Raw genomic sequence first — 20,523 nt, 5'->3', positions numbered from 1 at the left:
ACTTAACCAACCAAAATTGAACTTTTTCAAGTAAAAAAATTCATTTTTCAAGATAAATCTCCATTAATTGGACGAAATCTCTTGTATGGACACCTTAGGAACAACGTTCGTCCCTTTGCTCATGAGTTCCATTATCGACCTTCTTGACTCATCGTTATCGGGGTTATTTAAGTTGATTTCCAGATTTCTCCAGTAGAAATTCTTTAAGGGCAGCTTGGTTATTCCTTCAGGAATTCTTCTAATATCCGTATTAGAAATATCTAAGTCTTTTATAGAATCCATTGCTAAGATGGGAGCTGGAAATTCTGGGATATAATTCTCTTGAAAATGTAAAACTCTAAGGCGGCCTAGATTCGAAATATCTTCAGGAATTTCGCTTAACCTGTTGTGATGAATATACAATTCTCTCAATTTGACAAGGTTACCAATCTCATTCGGCAGATCATATAACTTATTGAAAGACAGATATAAAATTTCCAGATTGGTGAGTTTACCGATATCTGCAGGTATTATTTCAAAATCATTATAATAGAAATCCACAACTACAAGTTGAGATAATTGGTAAAAGTCAGTAGGTAACTGATTCAAGTTATTCTTATAGAAAGAAAGTTTGGTTAGTCCTTGAAAAGCTGAAATCCCCTCTGGAATATTTTCGAGTTTATTCACCTGAATCTGCAGCTCATGGAGTCCTCTCATTTTATAAATAGATGGATCAATAGCTGTTAATTCACATTTATTTAATTTCAAAATTTCAATATGATCAAGCATTCCATACCACCTTTTATCAAGTTGAATTGGATTACGTGACATGTCTAACTCTTTCAAATCTTTCAACCTCCTACCTCGCCAAGTAGGAATTTTGGTAAATTGATTTCCTTCCAAAATCAATTCTTCCAAACCTTTAAGCCTATGTACTTTTGGAAGCTTAGTAAATGCGTTGTCACTAAGATCAATTTTTTCAATTCCATCAAGTTTCGGAATTTTCAATCCATTATGCACTAGCCCATTGCTTCTCCAATAAATACGCTTCAAATTTTTGAATCTTGACAGTTCGTTTGGCAATCCACTAATTTGATTTTGATCCAATACAAGCACCTCAAGTTTTTCAGCATCATATATCCATTCTGGAATTTCTTTCAACCTGGCTCCTGTCAAATCCAATTCCAAAATCTCTTTTAGATCTTGACCTCTATAACCTTCAATTCTTTTCGAGGCTCTGGCAAATGTTCTTTGTTCTTTCACACTGGCCACAGAGTCGGCATATCTTTCAGGGTTCTCCTCTCTCCTTCTTCTATTTTCTTCCATTCTTTTCAGAGCTTCCTCGTATTCTTTCCGACGCGCAATTGCTACGCTATCCTGGCTATTTGCATCTGATTTATCTATGGTTTCTTGACAAAAAAGATCCTCGGAAAACAGCAAAATAGGGAGAATAATAAGGTATTTAAAGACGCGCATTACAGGTTTGGTTATTGAGTGATGTTAAAGGTCAATTTTAAAGAACAAAAACCTCGCCAAATCGATATAATTTTCGTACTTTTGAACATTGAAAATGACTACATTTTAAACAATTGAGAGCTAATCCAAAAAATTGTAAAATCAACCAATTTTAACTCTCAGCACTGTTTTTTAATCACTGCACATGGAAGAAAATAAGCAAAACAACAAAGGGGATTATTCTGCCAGTAATATTCAGGTTTTAGAAGGTCTCGAAGCTGTTAGAAAAAGACCTGCAATGTACATTGGGGACATTGGGGTAAAAGGTCTGCATCACATGGTTTGGGAGGTAGTGGATAACTCCATCGATGAAGCATTGGCAGGTCATTGTGATACAATCACTGTTGAAATCAACACAGACGAGTCCATCACAGTTACTGACAATGGACGAGGGATTCCAACAGATATGCACAAAAAGGAGAACAGAAGCGCTTTAGAAGTAGTAATGACAGTACTTCACGCCGGTGGTAAGTTCGATAAGGACACCTACAAAGTTTCTGGTGGTCTTCACGGAGTTGGTGTATCATGTGTGAACGCCTTATCCTCACATCTAACAGCAACTGTGCATAGAAACGGTAAAATTTTCCAGCAGGAATATAAAATTGGCGTTCCTCAAGCACCTGTTAAAGAAATAGGAAAAACAGATATCAGCGGTACTATTATCCATTTCCAACCAGACATGGAAATATTCAGTGCCAATAAATACAATTCTGAGACAATAGCGTCAAGACTACGCGAACTATCATACCTAAATGCTGGAATCACTATCCACATGATTGATCATCGCGATCTTGATGAATCTGGAAATCCAGTGAAAGAGACTTTTTTCTCTGAGGGTGGGTTATCAGAATTTGTTTCGTATCTAGATTCGACTCGTGAAAAACTTATCCCGGATCCTATTTACATGGAAAGTGATAAAGGTATTGTTCCAGTAGAAGTCTCTCTTAGTTACAATACCTCCTATTCAGAGAATGTGGTTTCCTATGTTAACAATATCAATACCATCGAAGGCGGTACCCATGTTTCTGGATTTAGAAGAGCACTTACAAGGACATTAAAAAGTTATGCTGATAAATCGGGACTTCTGGATAAAGTCAAAGTAGATATCTCGGGAGATGATTTTCGTGAAGGATTAACTGCTGTTATTTCGGTAAAGGTTGCTGAGCCTCAATTCGAAGGTCAAACAAAGACCAAATTAGGTAACTCAGATGTGATGGGTGCTGTGGACACATGTGTTAGTGAAATCTTAAATGAGTACCTAGAGGAACATCCCAAAGAAGCAAAACAGATTGTCTCGAAAGTAATAATTGCAGCTCAAGCAAGACATGCGGCAAGAAAAGCGCGTGAAATGGTTCAGCGAAAGAATGTACTTTCTGGAACTGGTCTCCCTGGCAAACTTGCAGATTGCTCTGATAAAGATCCAGCGGCATGTGAGTTATATCTTGTAGAGGGTGACTCTGCAGGAGGTTCTGCTAAGCAGGGAAGAGATAGAAAGTTTCAAGCAATTTTACCATTGAGAGGTAAAATTTTGAACGTAGAAAAAGCTCAGGAACACAAAATTTATGACAATGATGAGATCAAGAATATGATCACCGCACTTGGCGTTTCTTTTGGCACTGAGGAAGATGAGAAAGCACTAAACCTAGAGAAGCTACGATATCACAAAATCATCATTATGACGGATGCTGATATTGATGGTAGCCACATTCGAACATTGATACTGACTTTCTTTTTCAGATATATGAGACCACTAATTGAAAGTGGATATTTATACATCGCTCTACCTCCACTCTACTTAATTAAGAAAGGTAAATCTGAACGATATGCTTGGTCGGAAGAAGACAGAGCTAGGGTGATCAAAGAGATAGCCCCTAATGGCAAGGAAGATTCTATTGGTGTACAGCGATACAAGGGGCTTGGAGAGATGAATCCAGAACAGCTTTGGACAACAACAATGGACCCTCAGCATAGAAGCCTTAAAAAGGTGACAATTGAATCAGCTGCGGAAGCTGACCATTTGTTCTCAATGCTAATGGGTGACGAAGTGGCACCACGTAGGGAGTTCATTGAGAAAAATGCTAAATACGCAAACGTCGACGTTTGATTATTTTGAAGTAATAACCTGATACATTGCCTGAAGAAATTTCCATAGAACAGCAAACGTAAAAAGGATAGCAGATCCGAAGGCGAATATGATCAGCAAAAAGAAGTCTAAAATTTTTTCCATTCTCTTAGGGGGTTAATTGATTCCTTGAATATACGGAAATAATAACCACTTTAAGGAGAGATTGTTTAACTAAATTTCGATTATGAAATATAATTTTATTAAGAAAGCAATTTGCACACTTTTATTTGTCAGCCTCACGTCACTGAGTTACTCTCAAACCTACTGGCAGCAAAGAGTGGAGTACAAAATGGACATAGACTTTGATGTGAAAAATCATCAATTTACTGGTCAACAGTCTTTGAAGTATTTCAATAATAGCCCCGACACACTTACGCGAGTGTTCTACCACCTCTATTTCAATGCTTTTCAACCAGAGAGCATGATGGACACACGAAGTAGGACAATTGAAGACCCTGATGGGCGTGTGGGTGACCGAATCTCAAAATTGAATGATTCTGAGATTGGATATCATAAAATAGTGTCTTTGACACAAGATGATGCTAATGTGAACTTCATTATCGAAGGAACTTTATTAGAGGTACAGCTGGCTACTCCTCTTCTTCCAGGTTCCGCAACCGTTTTAAATATGAATTTTCAAAGCCAGGTTCCAAATCAAATAAGACGTAGTGGTCGCAATAATAAAGAAGGCATCGACTATAGCATGGCTCAGTGGTTTCCCAAATTAGCAGAATATGATCGCAGGGGATGGCACACACACCCATACGTAGGGAGAGAATTTTATGCGCCATGGGGCGACTATGAAGTAGACCTGACTATTGCAAAAAATTATATTGTTGCAGGTACTGGTGTATTACAAAATCCAAACGAAATAGGATATGGGTATGAAGATGAAGGCGTTGAAGTTAAAAGAAAAGGAAAGACCTTAACCTGGAGATTCAAAGCTGAAAATGTACATGATTTTGTATGGGCAGCAGATCCAGACTATGCACACAAAACTGCTATGGTTGAAGGTGGACCTGAACTTCATTTCTTCTATCAAGAAGGATCTGAAACAGAAGCTTGGAATGAACTTCCTGATTTGACTGTAAAAGCTTTTGAATTCATAGAAGATAATTATGGAGAATACCCTTTTCCTCATTATTCAATAATTCAAGGCGGTGATGGAGGAATGGAATATCCAATGGCTACCCTAATTACAGGCAACAGAAATATAAAGAGCTTATTGGGAGTAACTGTCCATGAAGCGCTGCACAGCTGGTATCAAGGACTATTAGCGACTAATGAAAGCTATTACGCTTGGATGGACGAAGGTTTCACAACATACGCAACAGCTGAAACCATGGCGAGTATTTTTGAAGGGTCTAATAGAACCCAAGAAGGGAATTATAGAACATATTTCTATCTAACACAGTCAGGTAAAGAAGAGCCATTAAGTACTCATTCAGATCATTTTGAAACTAACCTTGCATATGGGCTTGGATCATACTATAAAGGAGCAATCGCTTTGGCTCAAATGAACTACCTAATAGGTAAGAAAGCCACAGCTAGTGCATTGAAAAAATACTACTATCAATGGAGATATAAACATCCTGATGCAATAGACTGGATACGAGTATTTGAAAAGGAATCAGATATTGAATTAGACTGGTATCTTGATTACTGGATGAATACAACACATACCATTGATTATGCCATTGAAAATGTGATTGAAGAAGATGGGAAATCTATGGTTACATTGAAAAGAAACGGCAAGATGCCAATGCCTATGGACATCTATGTCACTTTCAAAGATGGCTCTAAAAAGATATTTTATGCGCCACTATCAATTATGAGAGGTGAAAAAGAAAACGAATCGGATTTAGATCGAGAAATTCTAAATGATTGGTCATGGACTCATCCGACATACACGTTTTCTATAGACACTCCTCTTAGCAGCATCCAATCAATTGAAATTGATGAAAGCGGCTACTTAGCTGATGTTGATAGAGAAAATAACAAGTGGGAGAATTAATCCTCCTACTTTTCAATCTTACCTTTTAGGGTGATGATCTGAGTCGGGGTAACGGGATCATTCGAATACAGAGTGATCGACTTATACTGATTCCCTCGCATTTCTGAGGTATCAAAAAAGACCTTGAGCGTTTGACTCTTACCTTTTTTGATACCTTTATTTTTTAGATCGTAGGTAACACATCCGCAATTAGATTTCACGGCTCTGAAAAAGAGTTTCTCTTTTCCCTGGTTAGTCAAATCAAATTCTATTTCAACTTTTTCTCCTGATTTAACAGTACCAAAATCATGAATTCTATCTGAAATCTCGAGCTTCGGAGCCTTGTCTAGCTCCTCAGCTGACATTTCTGGAAAATATTCCTCAATAACAGCAATGACTGAAAGTTGTTCCTTTGAATCAGGTTCTAATTGAATATTATCACTTACGTATCCAAAATCATTCTTTTTAACAGGGTCATAAATTAATTTCAATTCACCTACCTCGCGTGGATTTAAATACGCTTTCGACAACTCTACTGAGATATGCTCAGGTAAAATCATTCCTTCTGAGGACAAAGTTGCTAGTGTATCGGAGCTATTGTAAATATCAAAAACCTTCTCTACTGGTTTTTCGGTTGTAATCTTCCCCATATTCATTCCGCGATATTTTATACGCATCACGCCCAAGCTCACTGGGAATTGTTGAGCAGGAGTTTTAGGCTTTGGCTTTACATATCCAGATATATACAAGCTTCTGTTTGAAGATGCATCAGTTGTTGTGATTCTAAGAGATTTTCTGAATTTACCGGGCCTATTTCTTGGGTTATACTTCGCTTTGACAAAACCAGAATCCCCAGGCATAACTTCTTCCTTAGTCCAGCCAGGAGTAGTACAGCCGCAAGAGGCTTTTACATGAGTTATTCGAATAGGCGCTTCTCCTTTATTAACAAAATGAAACGTAAATTCTGCAGGTCCAGCCTCTTCTCTTATTTCACCAAAATCATGATCTAGGGTGATAAATTCCAACTTAGATTGAGCTAAGCTTGTCAGAAAGAATAAAAGAGTAGAAATTGAAAAAAAAGTTCTCATTGTAAATTTCAGTTTGCTTCACTTCTAAGGCGATATACAAAGCCCCAAATTATATAGGTTTGCACAAATTTTTTAATAAATGTCACGAATACTTACAGGTATACAGAGTTCAGGGAAGCCGCATTTAGGTAATCTATTAGGGGCAATCATGCCTGCCATAGAGTTATCTAAGAATAAAGACAATGAGTCCTTCTTTTTTATTGCTGATCTTCACTCACTCACAACCATTAAAGATCCAAAGTTACGCATAGAAAATACTAATGCTGTGGCAGCGGCCTGGTTAGCCTGTGGATTCGACACAAATGAAAATACTTTTTATAGGCAATCAAGAGTGCCCGCTTGTGCAGAATTGACTTGGTACTTGAATTGCTTCACTCCTTTTCCAATGCTTGCCAATGCACATTCATTTAAGGATAAATCTGATAAGCTATCTGATGTGAATGCCGGCCTTTTTGACTATCCAGTATTAATGGCTTCAGACATACTGCTTTACGATGCAGATTATGTGCCCGTTGGAAAGGATCAAAAGCAGCATCTTGAAATGACACGAGACATCGCTACATCTTTCAATCATCAGTTTGGCGAAACTTTCACCATTCCAGAAGCTTTAATAGATGATCAGGTAATGACTATCCCAGGAACTGATGGTCAAAAAATGAGCAAAAGTTATGGGAATATCATCGATGTGTTCCTTCCTGAAAAAAAGCTTCGAAAAAATGTAATGCAAATAATTACTGATAGCACACCGCTCGAAGAACCAAAAAATCCAGACACATGCAATGTGTTTGCCATTTACCAGCTCATTGCCAACTCAGATCAAACCAATGAAATGCGGAAAAAGTATGAGGGTGGCAATTACGGATACGGTCATGCAAAGCAAGAATTATTTGAAATTTTACTTGACGCCTTCGCAGATGAGCGTGAAAAATATGATTACTACATGTCTAACATTGATGAACTAGAAGATCAATTGAAGAAAGGTGAGGAAAAGGCCTCGGATGTAGCGAATGATGTCTTGAATAGAGTAAAGACGAAATTAGGATTTGCATAAAAAATATAATGAGAGCAGAAGAAAAAGCAAGACTTTGGCTAAACGCCAGCAACATTGACGAGGAGTCAAAAAAGCAAATCGAAAATTTGTTGAACAATTCTGATGAGCTTGAAGAGTCATTTCAAATAGACTTAGAATTTGGCACAGGTGGTTTAAGAGGACTTATGGGAATAGGAACCAACAGAATGAATAAATATACTGTTGGAATGGCCACTCAAGGTTTCTCGAATTATTTGAAAAAGGAGTTTGACGGAGATATTAGTGTAGCTATTGCCCATGATAGTCGAAACAATAGCCGATTGTTTGCGGAGGCAGCTGCAGCGGTATTCTCAGCAAATGGGATAAAAGTCTATCTATTCGAGGAATTGAGACCAACTCCGGAGTTGTCTTTTGCCATAAGGCACCTTGGATGTCAAGCGGGAGTAGTATTAACAGCTTCACACAATCCAAAAGAGTATAATGGATACAAGGCTTACTGGTCTGATGGAGGACAACTGGTCCCACCTCACGATAAAAGTGTCATTGACGAAGTGAAAAGAATCAACTCCATCGATGAAATCAATTTTAATTCAAACACAGATTTAATTGAAAGTATTGGTGAAGAAATAGATAATGCTTACTTAGAAATGATTTCCGGTCTTTCATTATCACCGGATGCCATTAAATCCAACAGTGAATTAAAAATTGTGTTTTCTTCAATCCACGGTACAGGTATTACAATGGTGCCAAGGGCTTTGGAAAAAATAGGATTTACAAATGTTCATACTGTAAAGGAGCAATCGGTTCCTGATGGAAATTTCCCAACTGTAGTCTATCCTAATCCAGAAGAAAACGAAGCAATGGCTATTGCTTTGAGTGAGGCGACAAAAATTGACGCAGATCTTGTCATGGCAACAGATCCAGATGCTGACAGAGTGGGTATAGCTGTTAAAAATTCAAAAGGTGATTTTCAACTTCTTAATGGAAATCAAACTGGTTCTCTTTTGGTGTATTACCTACTTGAAAAGTGGAATGAGAAAGGAATGAAGGGGAATGAATACATTGGAAAGACTATTGTAACTACTGAACTCATCAGAGATATCGCCAATAGCTTCAATACAACCTGCTATGATACGCTCACTGGTTTCAAATGGATAGCAAATCTTATTAAGCAAAAAGAGGGTAAAGAAGTTTTCATTGGAGGTGGAGAAGAGAGTTACGGCTACATGATCGGAGAAAGTGTTCGTGATAAAGATGCAGTGGCTAGCTGCGCAATAATTGCAGAAATGGCCGCCTGGGCTAAGGAACAGGATCTAAGCGTTTTCGACCTCTTACTCAAGGTCTATGAAAGGTATGGTGTCTATTATGAGGAGCTTAAATCAATTACCAAAAAGGGATTAAAAGGAGCTGAAGAGATCAAAAAAATGATGTCAGATTTCCGATCGAACCCACCCAAAACTTTAGGAGGATCTGAGGTTACGGCAGTAATTGATTATTTAGATGAAGTAAAAAACAAGACAGATGATAAAAAAGCTGCTGTCAGTTTTCCAAAATCGAATGTACTTCAATACCTTACCAAAGATGGTACTAAAGTTAGCATCCGCCCATCTGGCACAGAACCAAAGATAAAATTCTATTTTTCGGTTATGAGCAAATTAGAGGGCGGCGACTTTTATAAAACCGAAGAGAAGTTGAAAAATAAAATACATAACTTATTGAATGACTTGAATTTGTGATGAAAAGGCAAATTATTGGATTAAATAAACCAAAAGTGTTAATTTGCGAAGATTAGAAGGAAGAAGATAAATGGTCTTTCAAAGAGCGAGTCACCAATCTAACCTATAAACTGAATTGAGTAACGTATTACTAAATTTTTTGCTTGTAATAGTAGGGTTTGTCCTCCTTATCAAAGGAGCGGATTACCTAGTAAACGGAGCTTCTTCTTTAGCCAAACGTTTTAATGTTTCTGACATAGCCATTGGTTTGACTGTGGTGGCAATGGGTACCTCAGCTCCAGAGTTAGTTGTGAACATCATTTCAGGTTCTGTACAAGATGGTGGCAGTGGAGCGAATGAGGTCGTTTTTGGCAACATTATAGGCTCGAATATTTTTAATATTTTTCTCATTCTGGGAATAGCCAGCATCATTTACCCATTAACTGTTGAGCGAAATGCCCTTTGGAAAGAAGTCCCTTATTCATTGTTGGCTACATTCATATTCTTCATCCTGGTTAATGATGCATTGTTTTTTGGTTCAGATACCAATTCACTAGACGTTAGAGACGGCATTATTTTATTAGTAATGTTCGGCTTGTTCATCGTGTATATTTTCATGAACCTGAGCCGAAATCCTGAGGCTGAAATGGAAGACATCGAGCTTCATGGAAGCTTGAAGACTACGCTCATGATCGTTCTTGGAATTGTAGGATTGGTGTTCGGAGGAAATTTAATTGTAGAAAATGCAGTGACTATTGCTAAGTTCTATCATGTAAGCGACAAGATGATTGGCCTTACGATTTTAGCTGCTGGTACTTCACTCCCAGAGTTAGCTACATCCGCTGTTGCAGCATTCCATAAAAAATCAGATTTAGCTGTAGGTAACATTGTCGGATCAAATATTTTCAATTTATTACTTGTTTTGGGTGCAACTTCAATAGTTCATTCACCACTGATCTACACCCCATCATTAAACATCGATCTGTATATTGTAATGCTGGGCACATTCCTGCTATTCATTTTCATGTTTACTTTAAACAAGTACAAACTGGATAGAGCTGAAGGAATGATATATATAGTTGGCTTCCTAGCATATTCTTATTATCTCTTTGTAAGAGAAGGAATCTTTCCAGGTTTATTCTAAAATTCAATTAACATGCTTCCAAAGATTGACCCCACGACTACCGTCTCATGGGCAAAACTCAAGGATTTAGCTTTACAACAAGGCGATATTCAAACTTTACTTGATGATTCCGATCGAATTGCAAAATTCACTTTTGATCATCAAGATTTTCATTTCGATTTTTCAAAGAATGAGGTTTCTGATGAAGTTTTGAAGACTTTAATTCAATTAGCGTCAGAATGTGGACTGGAAGAAGGCATTAGTGCAATGTTTGATGGTCAGTCAATCAATGAAACTGAAAATAGGGCCGTACATCATGTTGCCTTAAGAAGTGAAACTAACGAAGATGTTAAAAGAGAGCTAGATAAAATTGAGAAATTCAGCAACCAGCTTCACAGCGGAAATATTAAAGGATTTAGTGGTGACACCATCACCGATGTAGTGAACATAGGTATTGGAGGCTCAGATCTTGGACCTAAAATGATAACCTATGCATTAAGACCGTTTTGGAAGGAAATTACCCCTCACTTTATATCGAATGTTGATGCCGCTCAAATGGTTGAAACATTAGAAGGGCTAAATCCAAAGACTACGCTCTTTATTATAGCATCAAAGACGTTTACTACTCAAGAAACCATTACTAATGCATTGTCAGCGAGAGAGTGGTTTTTAAAAAATGGCGGCAGTGAAGAAACGATACGCCAACATTTTGTAGCTGTCAGCACCAATGAAAAAGCTGTTAATGAATTCGGAATATCAAGTGAAAACATGTTCGAATTCTGGGATTGGGTTGGAGGAAGATTTTCATTGTGGTCTGCAATTGGACTGAGTATTTCCTGTGCAGTAGGATTTGAACATTTTAAATCCTTATTGAAAGGCGCTAACGAAATGGATGATCATTTTCAGTCCAGCGATTTTGAACAAAATCTCCCAGTGATCTCTGCCCTAATTGGTATTTGGTATAATAACTTCCGAAACTACGACTCAATGGCTGTGTTGCCATATGATCACAGGTTAAGATATCTACCTTCTTACCTTCAGCAAGTAGATATGGAGAGCAATGGAAAATATGTAGATAGATCTGGCACTGAAGTCACGCATCAGACCGGACCAATCATTTGGGGTGAACCAGGAACAAATGGACAGCATGCATTCTATCAGCTTATACATCAAGGCACAAAAGTGATCCCTTGTGAGTTCATTGCCATCGCTAAACCAGCACATACCCACGAAGATCATCACGAGAAGCTTTTGGCTAACTTTTTCGCCCAATCAGAGGCCCTATTGAAAGGAAAATCTCTGGATCAAGTAATAGATGAAATTGGCAGTGATTCAAATGACATTTTAAAGAACTCCAAAGTGTTCAAAGGAAATCGTCCATCTACAAGTATTCTTATAAAGGAATTGACCCCATTTAACATAGGCAAACTGATTGCATATTATGAACATCGAGTCTTTACTCAAGGACTGATCTGGAACATCTTCAGTTTTGACCAATGGGGAGTTGAACTTGGCAAGCAACTATCCAAACCAATTTTATCAGAGATCAAAGAGCAAAGAGATGGTGATCACGATTCTTCTACAAAGTCTTTAATGAAACAATATCAGAACATGCGTAGATGACCGGCCACAATGCCTGTTGCTATTCCTACATTTAAGGACTCTGCATCTCCATACTGAGGTATTGTTATTAATTGCGAAACTTTGTTACGCGTCATAGCGCTAATCCCATGTGATTCACTTCCCATTACAATGACAGAGGCTGACTTAAAATCTACTTCTTGCAGATTCGTCCCATTCATATCAGCCGCATAGATTGGTAATTGATTATCAGAATAAAATTCTTCCAGACTATTTGTAATGACTTTTATTCTAGTAAACGATCCCATTGTACTATTGATCACTTTAGGATGATAAAACTCAGCGCACTCTGGGGATAGTAGCAGTTGCTTAAAGCCAAACCAATCCAATGTCCTTATTATAGTGCCAACGTTACCTGGATCTCCCACCCCATCTAATACAAACAAATGATCATTATAGTCTATATCCTTTAGCGTCCAATTTTTCATTCTTGCTATAGCTAGACAATCCTCATTGGATTTAAATGTTCCGAGCTGTGTTAGCATACTACTTTCCACTACTTCATTTCTATGGCTACCAGTCTTCAAATTCTCTGAAAAGTAATGCTCTGTACCAACTACCATTTCAACAAAAAATGAAGATTTTAGCAACTCTTGCACATTTTTTGTTCCTTCCACCAAAAAGCGTTCCTCACGAGTTCGGTACTTCTTAACTTTGAGTGATTTTATGAATTTCTGATCCTTCCTAGAAAGCATTGATTTGAAGCGATTTTTTAAACTAAGCCAAATATCACTATTCGCAGGCATATTCCTTACCTCCTGCCTCGGCTCTAAGTTTTTAGTCGATGATCAAAAGATACTTGCAAAGCAGAAAATTAATGGAATATCAGGCTCATTTGAGGATGAAGCACGAGGACTTTACGAGCAAAAAGCCAATAGTAGAATTTTATTCGGCAACTATCCATTTACCCATCTAAACCATTTATATAAACTTGGAGAAAATGGTTGGATTTTGAGTAAAGGATACGATCGCGAACGAGCCATTGCTAAACGTGATTCTTTAGCGGTAAAATATGATCGTAAAATAGCACGTGCTGAAACAGACAAGAAAAAGCAAAAACTCAGAAACAAAAGAGCTAAGAAATACGACAAGAAAAACAGAAAAGTACGTCAAGGAAATCAGCTCATGCGATGGGGTGAACCAGTTGCTATATATAATCACTCCAGATCAAGACTTACTGCCAATAAAATAAACCAATACCTAGCGTCACATGGATACTTTGATGCAACCGTTGACATTGACACCGCCGACTTTGATAGCCTTGGTTCCGTAGCAAGATTTGGACGGAATGTAAGAAACTGGATTAGTGGATGGGCAGGACATAAGGATCGGTATATCAACCTAAACTACAACATCGCATTAAATACAAGATATGTTATAGACTCTATTCAATATGATATAGCAGACACCGTGCTCTTGGCATTAATAAAAGAAAATGAGAAGAACTTGCCATTGCGAAAGGGATATTACAATCAAGAAACACTAAGTGATGAACGAGACTTCATTTATGACCTAGCACTAAATAACGGATACTTTGAATTCTCAAAACAGTACATTGAATTTAAAATCGATTCAATTCAATTGGGCAGAGATACACTTATTGTTAGAGAAATAATAAAGAATCCACCAGGTAAACCGGAGCATAAGATATTCTATCTGGATTCCATCGTCTTTAATACTGATGCCAGTGTGACAGAAACCTTTGCTCGGACAAAAGAAAAATACAGGGATATAACTTTTGAGTTTGGAAGAAACAGGTATTCAAAAAAGGTCTTGGAGTGGCGAGTACCACTAGAACAAGATGATCCGTATAGCAGAGATTTAACAATAGAGACACAAAGGCAACTGTCCTATCTCGACAATTTTAAATTCATCAACATCAATTATGATACGACGGGAAACTATTTTGTAGCCAACATATTTACATCTCCATTTAAAAAATTCCAGACTTCAAGTGAATTTGGACTCGCAAGATCTCAAGGTAGACCGGGTCCATTTGTGAATGTCAACTTGAAAAACAGAAATACCTTTAGAACCTTAGAAATCTTGAGTTTAGATGCTAATGCAAAACTGGAAGATCTGCGGTCGGTAAGAGAAGAAACTGGCTTTGATGGAAACTATACCTCACGTCAGTTTGGGGCAGAAGCAGCAATTACCTTTCCCCAGTTCTTATTCCCTCTCGGATCTTATTATAAAAATAAGATTGGACGGTTCAACCCGAAGACAAGAATATCCTTCGACTTTTCATTTGAAGATAGAGCAAATGAATATCTAAGACTTATTTATAGAGGTACTTGGGCGTATAGCTGGCAAGTGAGAGACCAAATTAAATATACCCTCACACCTTTTCAATTAAGCCTTATTGACGCTGAGACCACAGATGAATTTCGAGAATTTTTGGACAATCTTGAAGACCAAAACAATCCATATGCCTTAGCATTTAATTCATCAACTGTGACCAGTAGTGCATTTAGGCTCGATCTTAACCTCGGTGAATACGCCAATGGGCAAGATGGTGGATATGTTCGATTTGATGCGGAACTAGGAGGTTATTTAAATAACATTATTGGTATAAGAGACACACTAACGTTTCAATATGCTAAATCTCAAATAGACCTTCGTAAAATTGAACGACTAAGCAGAAAAAGCAATCTTGCTTTTCGCTTAAATGTAGGCCTTGCATATCCATACGGCACTAACCAATCGCTTCCGTATGAAAAGTACTTCTTTGCTGGAGGTAGTAGTAGCATTAGAGCCTGGAGACCAAGAAGATTGGGACCTGGCGCATTTGGAGTTTTTGAGACGGATTCTAATGAAAATCCAACAGATTTTATTGACTATAGCAACGAGCAACGAGGAGAAATTTTAATTGAATCCAGTGTTGAGTTAAGACAAGACTTAGTTGGCTTTCTAGAAGGAGCAATATTCATTGATGCTGGAAATATATGGACGATTAGAAACTCATTGGTAGAACCAACGGAAGATCCTGAGGGTGATGATGGTATTTTCAGATTTAATGAATTCATGAATGAAATGGCTGTTGGAACAGGAGTCGGACTGCGTTTTGATTTACAGTTTCTAATTTTCAGAGTAGATCTTGGAATGAAATTATTTGATCCAGCACAGAAAAAAGGAGAACGCTTTGTTGGAGACGAGATCTTTTCAAACTTTGGGAGAAATTCAGAAATAAATATTGGAATAGGATACCCGTTTTAATGGAAGCAATTACTAAGGAAAGTATAGCCAATTGGTTTAAAGGCCTACAAGATTCAATTTGTCATTCTCTTGAAGAATTAGATGGAGATGCCTCTTTTGAAGAAGATTTATGGGACAGACCAGAAGGTGGCGGTGGCAGATCTAGAGTGATCAAGAATGGAAATCTGATTGAAAAAGGTGGTGTGAATTTCTCTGCCGTTTCAGGCCCTACTCCAGAAAAAATACTTCAAGCACTCAAACTTCCAGAGGCTGAATTCTTTGCAACTGGCGTGTCTATAGTACTACACCCAAATAATCCATGGGTGCCGATTATTCACATGAATGTTCGGTATTTTGAAATGAGCAATGGAATTTGGTGGTTTGGCGGTGGAATCGATTTAACACCTCACTATGTAATTCCTGAACTGGCAAGGAATTTCCATCAACATTTAAAAAACGCTTGTGACAAACATGATTCAAATTTTTATCCAAAATTCAAAGCGTGGGCGGATGACTACTTCTTCGTAAAGCACAGAGACGAAACAAGAGGAATTGGGGGAATATTCTTCGATCGTTTAAGCGATAGTGATGGGCGATCCAAAAATCAACAATGGCAATTTGTAAAAGATGTAGGTAATACGTTTGTACCTGCTTATACCGATGCTGTCTCTGAGCTAAGAAATAAGTCATTTACTGAGGAAGACAAAAAATGGCAAAAACTACGTCGAGGAAGGTACGTAGAGTTTAACCTAGTACACGATAAAGGGACAAAATTTGGATTAGATACAAACGGCAGAACCGAATCAATACTGATGAGCTTGCCCCCCGAAGCAAACTGGGAATATAGCCATACACCTGAAACAACGCTACAAAAGCAAACACTTGAATCATTAAAAAAAGGCATTGACTGGATTCAATAGAATCAATCAATACCTTTATTATTCTTCTAATACTTCTTACAGAAGATTGAATTTCTCCATTAAAGACTCCTTATAGGAAGCTCCGATTGAGAATGTCTTCTCACCTATGTGAACTTGAAGGTCTTCAATTTTATGTATTTTATTTCGGTTGATTATGTAGCTACGGTGTACCCTGCTGAATATACTTTCAGGTAGCCTTTTCTCAATACCTTTCATTGTATGATGAACGATATGTTTCTTACCACTTTCAGTATTGAATATCACATAATCTGCCAATGCCTCGACAAATAGGATGTTGTCGTAGCTCAGCCTGAAAAGTTTTCCATCACTTTTAACATAAATATGATCTTCTTGCTCAGCGATTAGTTTCTCTTTCTCAAGATTCTCCTTCACTTTATTCACCGCCTTCATGAAACGCTCATATTCTACTGGCTTTACCAAGTAGTCGGCAACAGAATCTTCAAATGCCTCGATTGCATATTCCTTTTTGGAAGTAACAAGTATCACATTGTAGGCATGCTGCAGGGATTTAACTAACTCAAGCCCGCTCATGCCAGGCATTTCTATGTCTAGAAATACAATGTCTACATCATTGGCACTTTCACCAAGAAGGATATCATGAGCTTCTTGCGTATTGTCCAGATCGTGAGATAGAACGAGTGTATCCGTCTTATCTATAAATTTTTTGATAACGAGACGCGACATTTTATCGTCGTCTACCACCATGCAATTGAGTGCCATCTATTTTCTATTTAAGATTAGGTTTATGTACTTTCCGATAATATCAAATTCAATATTAACAACACTACCAACCGCTAGCTGATTGAAGTTGGTATATTCAAATGTATATGGAATTATTGCCACAGAAAAGATTTTTTTTTCAACGTTAAAGCAAGTGAGGCTGGTACCGTTAATACAAATACTTCCTTTTTCTACCACAAGCCCCTCTTCTGCCAGTTCAAATGTGATCAACCAGCTCCCATTTTCATCTTCGATAGAAACTACTTTGGCTGTTGAATCCACATGTCCTTGAACAATATGACCATCAAATCGACCATCAGCCTTCATGCACCTCTCAATATTTAGTGAATCGCCCACCTTTACCGCTCCCAGGTTCGACTTCTTAAGTGTTTCATCAATAGCAGTAACCCAATGTTTTCCTTCAGAAACCTTAGTGACAGTCAAACAAACACCATTATGTGAGACACTTTGATCTATTTTAAGCTCATTTGATATCTCTGAAGAAATTGAATAGTCCACATTGGATCCATCATGATTTATTTCTTCTACTTTCCCTACAGTTTCAACAATTCCTGTAAACACGCTGATTAAATTTAGGCCTCAAAATAATTGAATTGGAAGATACCTACAAGCATAAAGGTTTGAGGAAACAACTTGTTTCCGAGATACAGCAGAAAGGAATTACTGATCAAGCTGTTTTAAAGGCAATAAGCAGCATTCCACGTCACTTTTTCTTTGACAAAATTTTTGATTCACATGCATATGAGGACAAGGCTTTTCCTATCGATTCAGGACAAACTATAAGTCAACCGTACACCGTAGCATTTCAATCACAATTGCTCAATGTAAAACCAGGAGATAAAATTTTAGAGATTGGCACGGGTTCTGGATATCAAGCTTGCGTACTTGTCGAGATGGGTGCCAAAGTATATACCATCGAGTATCAAAAAGCATTGTATCAAAAGGCCATAAGATTTCTACCCAAACTGGGATATCAACCTCACATGTATAGTGGAGACGGTTCTAGGGGAATGGCCAGATTTGCGCCTTACGATGGAATAATTGTTACTGCAGGGGCACCTACCGTACCGGAAGAACTCATTCAGCAGTTAAAAATTGGAGGAAGGCTTGTTATACCTGTCGGGAACAATGACATACAATCTATGGTTTTGATAGAAAAAACGGACGAAAACAAAATAAAAAAGAAGCAATTCGACAATTTTAGCTTTGTACCTTTGCGTGGAGCTAAAGGATGGACTGACTAAAAAGAAGCATATGAAAAAGGTGAAAAAGTGTAAGGACTCATACGTGACAATGACAGAATTGGTACTTCCCAATGATACCAATGGACTTGACAATTTAATGGGAGGACGTCTAATGCACTGGATGGATATAGCTGCCGCCATAGCTGCTCAGAAACATTCAAACCGTATTGTAGTAACGGCCTCTGTTGATAACATTTCTTTTTCAGAACCAATAAGAAAAGGTAACACAGTAACAATATCAGCATTTGTGACTCGTGCATTTAGTTCTTCTATGGAAGTCTACATGGAAGTAGTGGCTGAAGATATTCCTGCTGATAAGAAAGTACACACCAACCTCGCCTTTTTCACTTTTGTGGCAGTTGATCAATCTGGAAAACCGATAGATATTCCTGAAGTGGAGCCTGAAACTGACCTTGAAAAAGAATTGTATGAAGGTGCACTTAGAAGAAGACAATTGAGACTAGTGCTTGGTAAAAGGATGAAACCAAGTGAAGCTAAAGAACTTAAGTCTATATTTGATATGGAAGAATAATCCATGGAAAAAGAAAACCTTCACCTACTAATAACGGAAGAAATTTATATGCTTCCTCAAGATGAAACATCTAATGAATCTGAGGAAGAAGTTTCGGTAGAACATGAGGTGGTTGTTGAAACTGAAGAAGAAGTTTCTATAGAACAAGAAGCAATAGTTGAATCTGTAGAAGAAGTTTCCGCGAAACAAGAGTTGGTACACGAACCTGCATCTGAGAATTCTAAGAAAGAAGAAACCGTTGAAACAACCGAATCAAATGAAGTTCAGGATCCAGAAGAAAAGGTAGCAGAATCTCCTAAAATCCCTAAGCAAGAAACAGAATCCATTAAGGAGATCTCATTCGCTGTGTTTCATAGTAGCAACGACGAATCTGATATAGAGTTATTAAATAAGATCATCGCCGCATGTAAACTACCTTCAGATCAATATAAAATCTTTGATGGTGGATTTGATCAATCTATCAGCTTTAAAAAGGCGTTGGTATTTGTACCTGAGGCAAAAGCATTTTACTCTCCAATACCATATAAAAACAGTGAATTTCTATGTTCGAAGCCGCTGGATCAAATATCAGGGGATGTACAAGAAAAAGCTAAGCTTTGGGAAGCATTGCAGAAGTTTGTCAATCAACTAAATGAATAATAACGACATCCTACGACGTATTCGCTACATCTTCAATCTTGGTGATGATAAAGTAACAAAGCTTTTCAAACATGGAGGTAAAGAAGTATCGAGAGCTGAAATCAGCGATTGGTTAAAAAAAGATGATGATGAAGATCAAAAACCAATTTATGACATTGACTTGGCTGTTTTCTTAAATGGGTTAATCATAAAAAACAGAGGAAAAAAAGATGGTGAAAATCCGAAACCCGAAAAAAGCCTTAACAACAATCAAATATTCAGAAAGATAAAAATTGCACTCAGCTTACGAGACGATGACATTGTAGAAATCATGGATTTGGCAGATTTCGAAGTAAGCAAACATGAAATAAACGCGATTTTCAGAAATCCTTCACAAAAGCAATATCGAGTTTGTAAAGATCAATTTTTGAGAAATTTTCTTCAGGGTTTGCAAATTAAACATCGTGGTAAAAAAGTCGAAGAGGAGATTTTAAGTAAACCTGAAAAACGCATAATCACGCGGCCAAAGAGAGATTGAATTATTTGAACTTCTTCTCCCTGGCTTTCTTGGCTTTCTTAACCCTCTTATTGGCATCAAAACTCAACCCAATTGAGGTAGCGACCATAGCGCCACCGATGTAGTAGGCTGCATTCGAATTGGTTGAACTACCTGAATCGCTATTCCTATTTGCAATTGGAGCAAGTAAAATACTGAGAATCGCTTTGGTAAAAAGAACACTACCGCCTATTATGCCAAGTCCATAGCTAAGATCCCTTCTATTTAACGCTTTTCTAATTTCTAGTTTGATAGTAGGATCATTCCATTCATATCCCTTAGTTTGAAAACCTTGCTGATCCAGCCAATTTACCTGACCTTTTCTAAGGTCCCTTCCTGTGAAGAATGTTTTTTTAACTTTAACTGAATCAGTTTTCTGTGCTGCCAATACGGATGGTGATAATAGAGCAAATAGCACGCAGAAGTAAATTAGGATTGGTCTCATACATCTTTGTCAATCAACCTTCCAAAAACCCCTAATTTGTCA

At 37.7% G+C, this 20,523-nt stretch carries 19 protein-coding genes; 12 read left to right on the top strand and 7 right to left on the bottom strand.

The genetic code is table 11. The features are described from left to right. Positions 1–63 precede the first annotated feature (63 nt). The gene (locus ACY650_RS13580) at positions 64–1,455 is read right to left on the bottom strand and encodes a leucine-rich repeat domain-containing protein (protein ID WP_462248175.1); all 1,392 of its coding nucleotides are present in this window, start codon (positions 1,453–1,455) and stop codon (positions 64–66) included. A gap of 184 nt (positions 1,456–1,639) precedes the next feature. Between ACY650_RS13580 and gyrB the strand changes: the two genes are divergently transcribed. After that, positions 1,640–3,598 carry a DNA topoisomerase (ATP-hydrolyzing) subunit B gene (gene gyrB, locus ACY650_RS13575; protein ID WP_462248174.1) on the top strand — a complete coding sequence of 653 codons (1,959 nt, stop codon included), beginning with the start codon at positions 1,640–1,642 and terminating at the stop codon, positions 3,596–3,598. On the opposite strand, the gene ACY650_RS13570 is transcribed toward gyrB, so the two are convergent. Next, positions 3,599–3,721 carry a hypothetical protein gene (locus ACY650_RS13570; protein WP_462248173.1) on the bottom strand — a complete coding sequence of 41 codons (123 nt, stop codon included), beginning with the start codon at positions 3,719–3,721 and terminating at the stop codon, positions 3,599–3,601. It lies immediately after the preceding gene. 82 nt (positions 3,722–3,803) lie between these two features. On the opposite strand from ACY650_RS13570, the gene ACY650_RS13565 reads away from it, so the two are divergent. Beyond that, positions 3,804–5,633, top strand: coding sequence for a M1 family metallopeptidase (locus ACY650_RS13565; protein ID WP_462248172.1), 1,830 nt, complete (start codon positions 3,804–3,806; stop codon positions 5,631–5,633). A gap of 5 nt (positions 5,634–5,638) precedes the next feature. On the opposite strand, the gene ACY650_RS13560 is transcribed toward ACY650_RS13565, so the two are convergent. Next, positions 5,639–6,700, bottom strand: a complete 1,062-nt coding sequence (locus tag ACY650_RS13560) for a DUF1573 domain-containing protein (protein WP_462248171.1) — start codon at positions 6,698–6,700, stop codon at positions 5,639–5,641. Between the two features lie 79 nt (positions 6,701–6,779). Between ACY650_RS13560 and trpS the strand changes: the two genes are divergently transcribed. From trpS to pgi, 4 genes are all read left to right on the top strand, one after another. Next, positions 6,780–7,751, top strand: a complete 972-nt coding sequence (gene trpS / locus ACY650_RS13555) for a tryptophan--tRNA ligase (protein WP_462248170.1) — start codon at positions 6,780–6,782, stop codon at positions 7,749–7,751. An 8-nt stretch (positions 7,752–7,759) separates the two neighbouring features. Continuing rightward, positions 7,760–9,466 carry a phospho-sugar mutase gene (locus ACY650_RS13550; protein ID WP_462248169.1) on the top strand — a complete coding sequence of 569 codons (1,707 nt, stop codon included), beginning with the start codon at positions 7,760–7,762 and terminating at the stop codon, positions 9,464–9,466. Between the two features lie 115 nt (positions 9,467–9,581). Further along, the gene (locus ACY650_RS13545) at positions 9,582–10,589 is read left to right on the top strand and encodes a calcium/sodium antiporter (protein WP_462248168.1); all 1,008 of its coding nucleotides are present in this window, start codon (positions 9,582–9,584) and stop codon (positions 10,587–10,589) included. A gap of 12 nt (positions 10,590–10,601) precedes the next feature. Continuing rightward, positions 10,602–12,191 carry a glucose-6-phosphate isomerase gene (pgi, locus tag ACY650_RS13540; RefSeq protein ID WP_462248167.1) on the top strand — a complete coding sequence of 530 codons (1,590 nt, stop codon included), beginning with the start codon at positions 10,602–10,604 and terminating at the stop codon, positions 12,189–12,191. Here pgi and ACY650_RS13535 read toward each other — a convergent pair. Then, entirely contained in the window at positions 12,173–12,904 is a 732-nt protein-coding gene (locus tag ACY650_RS13535; protein ID WP_462248166.1) for a TrmH family RNA methyltransferase, read from the bottom strand. The two genes, pgi and ACY650_RS13535, sit on opposite strands and share 19 nt — an antisense overlap. Positions 12,905–12,908: 4 nt before the next feature. On the opposite strand from ACY650_RS13535, the gene tamL reads away from it, so the two are divergent. Together tamL and hemF are read left to right on the top strand one after the other, a co-directional pair. Next, complete coding sequence (gene tamL / locus ACY650_RS13530) at positions 12,909–15,425, top strand: translocation and assembly module lipoprotein TamL (RefSeq protein WP_462248165.1); 2,517 nt, start codon at positions 12,909–12,911, stop codon at positions 15,423–15,425. Beyond that, positions 15,425–16,324, top strand: a complete 900-nt coding sequence (gene hemF / locus ACY650_RS13525) for an oxygen-dependent coproporphyrinogen oxidase (RefSeq protein ID WP_462248164.1) — start codon at positions 15,425–15,427, stop codon at positions 16,322–16,324. Before tamL ends, hemF begins: the two co-directional genes overlap by 1 nt. Before the next feature lie 36 nt (positions 16,325–16,360). Here the strand turns inward: hemF and ACY650_RS13520 are convergent, their stop codons facing one another. Together ACY650_RS13520 and ACY650_RS13515 are read right to left on the bottom strand one after the other, a co-directional pair. Beyond that, positions 16,361–17,065 carry a LytR/AlgR family response regulator transcription factor gene (locus ACY650_RS13520; protein ID WP_462248163.1) on the bottom strand — a complete coding sequence of 235 codons (705 nt, stop codon included), beginning with the start codon at positions 17,063–17,065 and terminating at the stop codon, positions 16,361–16,363. After that, the gene (locus ACY650_RS13515) at positions 17,066–17,647 is read right to left on the bottom strand and encodes a riboflavin synthase (protein ID WP_462248162.1); all 582 of its coding nucleotides are present in this window, start codon (positions 17,645–17,647) and stop codon (positions 17,066–17,068) included. A 23-nt stretch (positions 17,648–17,670) separates the two neighbouring features. Here ACY650_RS13515 and ACY650_RS13510 point away from each other — a divergent pair, with 23 nt between their 5' ends. Genes ACY650_RS13510 through ACY650_RS13495 form a run of 4 tightly spaced genes read left to right on the top strand, consistent with a single transcriptional unit; the run spans position 17,671 to position 20,018 of the window. Then, positions 17,671–18,330: a protein-L-isoaspartate(D-aspartate) O-methyltransferase gene (locus tag ACY650_RS13510; RefSeq protein ID WP_462254413.1), complete on the top strand. Its 660-nt coding sequence runs from the start codon at positions 17,671–17,673 to the stop codon at positions 18,328–18,330. Between the two features lie 10 nt (positions 18,331–18,340). Next, complete coding sequence (locus tag ACY650_RS13505; RefSeq protein ID WP_462248161.1) at positions 18,341–18,862, top strand: acyl-CoA thioesterase; 522 nt, start codon at positions 18,341–18,343, stop codon at positions 18,860–18,862. Between the two features lie 3 nt (positions 18,863–18,865). Further along, entirely contained in the window at positions 18,866–19,501 is a 636-nt protein-coding gene (locus tag ACY650_RS13500; RefSeq protein ID WP_462248160.1) for a hypothetical protein, read from the top strand. Further along, positions 19,494–20,018, top strand: coding sequence for a YehS family protein (locus ACY650_RS13495; RefSeq protein WP_462248159.1), 525 nt, complete (start codon positions 19,494–19,496; stop codon positions 20,016–20,018). The genes ACY650_RS13500 and ACY650_RS13495 overlap by 8 nt, the downstream gene beginning before the upstream one ends. Position 20,019: 1 nt before the next feature. On the opposite strand, the gene ACY650_RS13490 is transcribed toward ACY650_RS13495, so the two are convergent. Beyond that, the gene (locus tag ACY650_RS13490; RefSeq protein ID WP_462248158.1) at positions 20,020–20,481 is read right to left on the bottom strand and encodes a hypothetical protein; all 462 of its coding nucleotides are present in this window, start codon (positions 20,479–20,481) and stop codon (positions 20,020–20,022) included. Between the last annotated feature and the right edge of the window lie 42 nt (positions 20,482–20,523).

Source organism: Ekhidna sp. (genome assembly GCF_963691765.1).
GTDB lineage: Bacteria > Bacteroidota > Bacteroidia > Cytophagales > Cyclobacteriaceae > Ekhidna.
This window is presented reverse-complemented; position numbering and strand designations above follow the sequence as displayed.